At 54.8% G+C, this 4,089-nt stretch carries 4 protein-coding genes; 1 reads left to right on the forward strand and 3 read right to left on the reverse strand.

What is annotated here, in order from left to right:
* Positions 1-255, reverse strand: a 255-nt coding sequence (locus INT22_RS16270) for an AmiS/UreI family transporter (protein WP_319022097.1), incomplete at its 3' end; no start/stop codon positions are given.
* Positions 256-784: 529 nt separating this feature from the next.
* Here INT22_RS16270 and paaX point away from each other — a divergent pair.
* The gene (paaX, locus tag INT22_RS16275; protein ID WP_193068566.1) at positions 785-1,711 is read left to right on the forward strand and encodes a phenylacetic acid degradation operon negative regulatory protein PaaX; all 927 of its coding nucleotides are present in this window, start codon (positions 785-787) and stop codon (positions 1,709-1,711) included.
* A 104-nt stretch (positions 1,712-1,815) separates the two neighbouring features.
* On the opposite strand, the gene INT22_RS16280 is transcribed toward paaX, so the two are convergent.
* Together INT22_RS16280 and INT22_RS16285 are read right to left on the reverse strand one after the other, a co-directional pair.
* Positions 1,816-2,805 (reverse strand): sigma-54-dependent Fis family transcriptional regulator, encoded by a 990-nt coding sequence (locus tag INT22_RS16280; protein WP_193068567.1) that lies wholly within the window; start codon positions 2,803-2,805, stop codon positions 1,816-1,818.
* 58 nt (positions 2,806-2,863) lie between these two features.
* Entirely contained in the window at positions 2,864-3,793 is a 930-nt protein-coding gene (locus tag INT22_RS16285; protein WP_193068568.1) for a hypothetical protein, read from the reverse strand.
* Positions 3,794-4,089 lie beyond the last annotated feature (296 nt).

Consider the following 4,089-nt stretch of genomic DNA (forward strand, 5'->3'; position numbering starts at 1 on the left):
TACGTCCTGGAATGAACGCTTACTAGCCCCAACCCAAAGATAAGTAAAAGAAAATAGCAAGGTAAATGCCCCAGCGCTAATAGCAGCAGAATTATCCGGCTCTCGAAAAATCAAATAGACAGCAATCATGAAGCTCAACACACCAACCATTATGTTGATGACAGATACCTCTTTGTCACCAATTTTGCCTAGCAGCCATATTCCGTTCACAAAAAGAACTGCTCCGGCATATAGCAAGGTAAGCCCTAAAATCATCACAACTATTCCTGTAGTTATATTTTAATTTTTTCTGGCGTTTTTTAGTTTTTTCTACTGTTCTACTGCATATTTAATAAACATCCACCCTCCTCTCCAGACACATCCACGCTTTAAAAGTGGAAGTAACTTCCAACTAGCTTGAGCGTCGACGTGTAAACCTATAACCGCTTATTTTTATTTTATTTTCATGAAACACTTCACTTTCCTTCAAACGACAGGCAAGGCTTGGCAGCACATCATGCGGGCTAAGAAAGCCCGAAATGGCACCAAGAAAGCCTATTTTTAAAAACCGGGGGAGTATAGCAGGGGTTGAGTAACCCACCATTGAAATTAGTATTATATCTTCACAAGAAGTCACAACAAAATGCTAGCATCAGCGACCTCCGCGATACTGAATCGTTCTCCATAAATCACTGATAACCCTGCAGGCCAAAATCACAAAAAACGTGATACGATAATCTTCTATAAAAGCTATATTTTCTGTCGTTTTGCGGCAACTTCATCGTCAAGGGAATCAATACTCACCATGTCGTCAGCTACAGACTGCGTCGCTACGCTTATTGATGACTTCCAGAAGCGTCGGCCTATTCGCGCCGGCTCGCTAATTATTACCGTCTATGGCGACTCTATCGTTCCACGGGGTGGTACTGTATGGCTCGGCAGTCTCTCGAAACTAGTGGAGCCCATCGGTATCAACGAGCGGCTGGTGCGCACATCGGTTTATCGGCTGACCCATGAAACCTGGCTACGTGGCGAGAAGGTCGGTCGTCGCAGCTACTACCGGCTGAGCGGCCCCGGGCGGCGCCGTTTTGAACAAGCCTTTAAGCGCGTCTATCACGGTGCCCAGCCACCCTGGTCGGGCCAGTGGACATTGGCGCTTCTGACACAGCTATCGGCAGATCGACGCCAGCAAATTCGTGATGAGCTTGAATGGCTCGGTTTTGGTAGTTTTGCTCAGGGCGTGCTGGCACATCCCACGCTGTCATGCGCGGAAACCATGGTGGCCTTGCAGGAGCTTGATGCGGCAGACGACACGATCGTGATGCAGACACAGGCCATGGAGCCCATGACCAGTAAGCCGCTGCGCCTGCAGGTCAGAGATAGCTGGAACCTCGACGAACTCGCCGAGCTGTATCAGCGTTTTCTGGTTAAGTTTCGCCCACTGTGGAATGCGCTCAACGCAGAGAACCATTTAGGACAAGAAGCGTGCTTCATTGCCCGTACCTTACTGATTCATGAGTATCGTAAGGTTCAACTACGCGACCCTCTTCTGCCTGATGAACTACTCCCCACCGCGTGGGAAGGTCGCTACGCCCATCAGCTCTGCCGCAACCTCTATCGGTTGCTCTACGAACGCGCAGAACGCTGGCTAGACCGGCACCTAGAAACCGCCGAGGGCCCATTACCAGCCCCTGGCCCCAGCTTCTACCAACGCTTCGGCGGGTTGGAATGAACGCCTAACATATCTTATGGCAAGGGGCCCCGTCCTCCGTTGAGCTAGACAGTCTACAAGGCCAAGCTGGAAGAGACCGTCCAGCTTGGTTGCACTGCACCGACTCAAGGTGATTCTTCTCCCAACCGTCGATAAAGCGTCGAGCGGCTGATACCTAGCGTCCGAGCAGCGGCAGTCATGTTTCCCCCGTGGGCTTCGAGCGTACGTACCATATGGGTTCGCTCCATTTCTCGCAGTTCTTGGCAACCGTTGCCAAGGCCCTCCGATGTGACCGTATTACGAACGCCACTTTCTATGGGCTGAGCAAGTTTGCGCTGCCAACGCGGCGAAAGCCCTTCTATGGTTAGCCGCTGGCACTCTGGCTCAGCTCCCACCAGAGCCGCTTCTAAACAGTGAATTAGTTCCCGCCAGTTACCGGGCCAAAGGTAGGCAGTCAAACACTCTAACAAGGACTCATCCAGCGCCAGAGAGCGGCCATGTTGGCGACATAGTGCAGCCCAGTGTTGACGAATCTGTCCCGCGAGATCAGCCTGCTCGTTCAGCGTGGGAAGTTCTACTACCACCCCAGCCAGACGATAAAAAAGATCCTCGCGGAAATCACCAGTCGTCACCAGATTCTCCAAATCGCGATGGCTAGCGGCTATTACGCGGCAGTCGATGGGCACCTCGCGGTGATCGCCCAGAGGCGTCACCACTCTCTCCTGCAACACCCGCAGCAGACGGGCCTGCAGCGCCAGCGGCATGTCACCGATCTCGTCAAGCATCAAAGTGCCACCATTAGCTTGTACCAGACGCCCGCTGTACCCACCCTTACGGGCACCGGTGAACGCGCCTTCCACATAGCCGAATAGCTCCGCCTCGATAAGGCTTTCGGGCAGCGCTGCGCAGTTGAGTGCCACGAAGGGCCGCTGCTCACCGAGACTGCTATGCAGTGCTCGGGCCAACTGCTCTTTTCCCGTGCCAGTTTTGCCCTGCAGCAGTACAGGCAAACCCGCTTCCAATGCCCGACTAGCCCGGCGAGCCTCCCGGGCCAGCGCCATGGGCCAAGCCTCCACCAGCGCCTCAAGCCCACGAGAGAGGGATGGTTCGGGCAACGCCGGCCTCACAGTGGCTTCTCCGCTCAAAACTGCCGGCTGCCACTGATCCGGGGGGTTAAGCCGCCCCACCCTGATCCGGGGGATTAAGCCGCCCCACCAGTTGGGCGCCGGTAAGCGGCAGCCCCAGTAAGACCGAGCACCGTTCGCATTGGCGACAGATTTCTTTCCAGGAATTGCCCAATAATTCTTCAATATGGCGACCAATTAGTGAGGCAGAAGCCTCGCCCAGCCATTGGGCAGCCTGAGAATCAACCGCCAGGATCAGCCCCGAGTCGTTCATGGCCACTAGACCACAACTCACGCCGTCCAACTCCGCCAGCGATGCGTGCACCTGGAGCACCCAACGCTGCTGGTAGTGGTGGAAAAACAGCCGTTGCTCCAATGCCCCCGTGAGCTGCTGTACTCGGCGCAGGAAAATTTCTGGTCGTGGGTGATTAGCCTCGAAGGTAAGGTCGATCAATCCTAAACAGTCGCCGTTGAGATCAAACAACGGGGCGGCGACACAGGAAACAGGGTTGTCGGGGAACAGCAGATGCTCGCAGGACTTGACCAACACCGGCGCCCGCTCGATGAGCGCTAGGGCAGGTGCATTGGTTCCGAACCAGCGTTCATCTAGGTTGATGCCAGCCCCGATGTGAAAGCGATCATTAAGCACGAATCGCTGGCCGTAGCTCTTGAGCACGGTGGCATCCGGGGTGGCCAGCAGCAACTGGCAACCACGCAGATCCTCCGTCACTCGCCTGATCAGAGGGTCAGCCAGTTCGATAAGGCGACGATGCATCTCGCGCTGAGTGCGGAGTTCGCCACTGTCGAGCCGTGGCAACTCGGGTAGGCTACCAGGCTGCAGCCCATGCTCAATGCAGCGCTGCCAAGAACGATCGATACTGGCATCGAGCATGCCCATCGGTAGTTGCTGGCCACGGAGCAGATGTTCACGGGCCTGGCGAATCACGTCGGGGGTTCTCAGGACTGTTTTGGAGATCATGGGCCTCTCCCTGCGAAGTCGGCGAGCTGTCCCAGAATGCGACAGCCGTCGTATCCGGCGACGAGACGGCGGAGAAATATCGTCATAACTAACCTTCAACTCGCTGATATTGTTGTGATTATATTATTTCCCTGAGCTGGCACGGGGCTTGCTAGGGAGTATTGGAGGCGTGTAATGCTTAGCACGCACTCAAAACAATCATAAATCAGCCTGACAGGAGCACAACCATGACGCAGCCCTCCACTGCCATTCAAGCTTGGCTGGACAAGAGCCACGCTCTTTTTATTGGCGGCCAG

The sequence above is a fragment of the Halomonas sp. 3D7M genome, from assembly GCF_014897885.1.
Lineage (GTDB): Bacteria > Pseudomonadota > Gammaproteobacteria > Pseudomonadales > Halomonadaceae > Vreelandella.

Excerpts from the sequence above, each read along its gene's own strand:
- INT22_RS16285 (WP_193068568.1), bottom strand. The coding sequence starts at position 3,793 with ATGATCTCCAAAACAGTCCTGAGAACCCCCGACGTGATTCGCCAGGCC.
- paaX (WP_193068566.1), top strand. The coding sequence starts at position 785 with ATGTCGTCAGCTACAGACTGCGTCGCTACGCTTATTGATGACTTCCAG.